This window comes from Glycomyces sp. YM15 (assembly GCF_016918015.1).
Taxonomy (GTDB): Bacteria; Actinomycetota; Actinomycetes; order Mycobacteriales; family Micromonosporaceae; genus Glycomyces.
Window position 1 is genome coordinate 1 of record NZ_JAERMK010000055.1, and the last position, 2,086, is coordinate 2,086.

Annotated in this window: 1 protein-coding gene; it reads left to right on the top strand. The window is 69.1% G+C overall.

Going from position 1 to position 2,086, the window contains the following annotated elements; translation table 11 throughout:
* Positions 1 to 218: 218 nt before the first annotated feature.
* On the top strand, positions 219 to 2,086 hold a 1,868-nt coding region (locus JHY01_RS27540; protein ID WP_205328668.1), incomplete at its 3' end, for an HNH endonuclease signature motif containing protein.

Genomic DNA, 2,086 nt, shown 5'->3' on the forward strand with positions numbered 1-2,086 from the left:
GCGGTCTGTGTCCGGCTCTCGGGCGGGGCGGGTTCGCCGTGCCCGACGCGTGTGCTTCCTTGCCGCGCTGGCGAAGTGAGCACGAACATGAACTGTCCACACAGTACTTTCACTCTTCCGGGTGATGACGATCAGATCGCCACCTGTCATCATTGAACTACGCACAAACAAGCGAAAACAGGTAGCCCATTCGAGCATCGGTGAGGAGGTGCACACCAATGACCCAGGCCATCACTCCCTCCCGCACCTCCCGGGCCTCCCTGGTCTGCGGTAGGGGCCATGCCGAACGCGAAGCCCGGGCCGCAGCCATGCGCGCCGACCTCGACGCCCTCGCCGCCCAATCCCGTACCCGCGACGCCGCCGCACTGCGCACCGTCCTGGCCTACACCTCCGCGGGCATGCACAAAGACCTCGACGGCCACTCCGGCATCCTGCAATGGCTACGCGAATGCTTCGACTTCACCCACACCACCGCCTCCCAGATCGCCCGCATCGCCCGCCTGGCACCGAAGTTCCAGACACTGGCCCACATCGCCCGCACCGGCGCGGCAAGAATCGACGCCGTCGCCTACGCGATGCTCGCCCTGGACCGCAAGAGCCTGCGCGTCCACGCCCGCCTCCCCTACCCCGACGGCCCCAAACCCTCCCCCTACGACCCCACCGTGCAATGCGCGACCCCCGAGGCACTCATCGGACAGTACTGCGTCCACGCCCCACACACCGAACTGCGCGAGGCGATCGACCAGATCACCGCAGCCCTGTTCGACCAAGCAGCGATGATGGACCACGCCTCCCAACAGGCGCTGGCGCACCTGGAGGTCACCGAGCGCCCCGACGGCATGTGGGACCTCGAGGGGATCCTCACCGCCGACACCGGCCGCCTGCTCGACAAGTACCTGCAGACCGCGATCACACCCCCGCGCCAAGACGAGGCCGACACCGACGGTGTCCTGCCCTCGCAAGCGAACCGGGCCGCGGAGGCCTTCCACCAACTGGTCGCCGCCGCAGGAACGGCCAAGGGAGCGCCCACTCGCCACGGGCACACCGCGACACTGTCACTGATCGCCGATGTCCAAGTCCTCAAAGGCGAGATCGCCCTGGCCGACCACCCGGAACGGACACCCCGGCTGGAAGGGGCCCCGATCAGCCTCACCCGCGCCCGCCACCTGGCCTGCGAGGCCGGTGTCGTACCGATGGTCTTCGACTACGAGCGGGGCGAAGCGGTCGAGCTGGGCCGCACCGAGCGGCTCCCCACCACCGCGCTGCGCCGCAAACTCGAAGCCGAGCAGGCCAGGGGCTGCGCCTGGCGGGGGTGCGGACGACCGGTGTCCTGGCTCGAAGCCCACCACCTGGACCACTGGCTCGACGGCGGACCCACCAACGCCGACAACCTGATCCTGGTATGCCGCTTCCATCACGGACGCCTCCACACCGACCGGTGGCAGATCGAGAAGACCGGCCCGGGCACGGCAACGATCACCCGCAGAGGCTGCACACCCGACACCCCCTGCCAGCGCTGCCCCGCATGCGCCGACGCCGGCCGCATCGTCAAGCCCTTGGTGGACACCGACGACCTGTCCGCCGCCTTCGACATCGACCTCGAACGCCAAGAATGGTCCCCGGTCTATCGGACCGAACTCGACGCCCTCGCCCAATACGGCACCGACAAAGCCATCGCCGCCGCCATGACCGCCCACACCCGCGCACACGACACCCACCAGACCCCGTCCCCCAAGACCACCACCGACACCACCGACACCACCGACACCACCGACACCACCGAGACCGCCGAGGCCGTCAACGGCACCACCGAAACCGCCGAAGTCGCGACCCCACCCTCCACCGCGCCAGCGGAGGAATCGGACCCCACCCGGGAACGGAAACCCAACCCGCCCACCAGCACCCCGAGCGGAGACACCCGACCCACCCCGGCCCCACCGCACCTGACCGGTGAACGATGGTCGACCCTCGACCCCATCCCGTTCTTACCTCGCCCTCGGCAGGCGGCACCTGCCGAGGGGACACACCGCAACACCCAACACCACACGCCACACCCCCGTACGGGTCCGGCCCCATCCCCATGTCC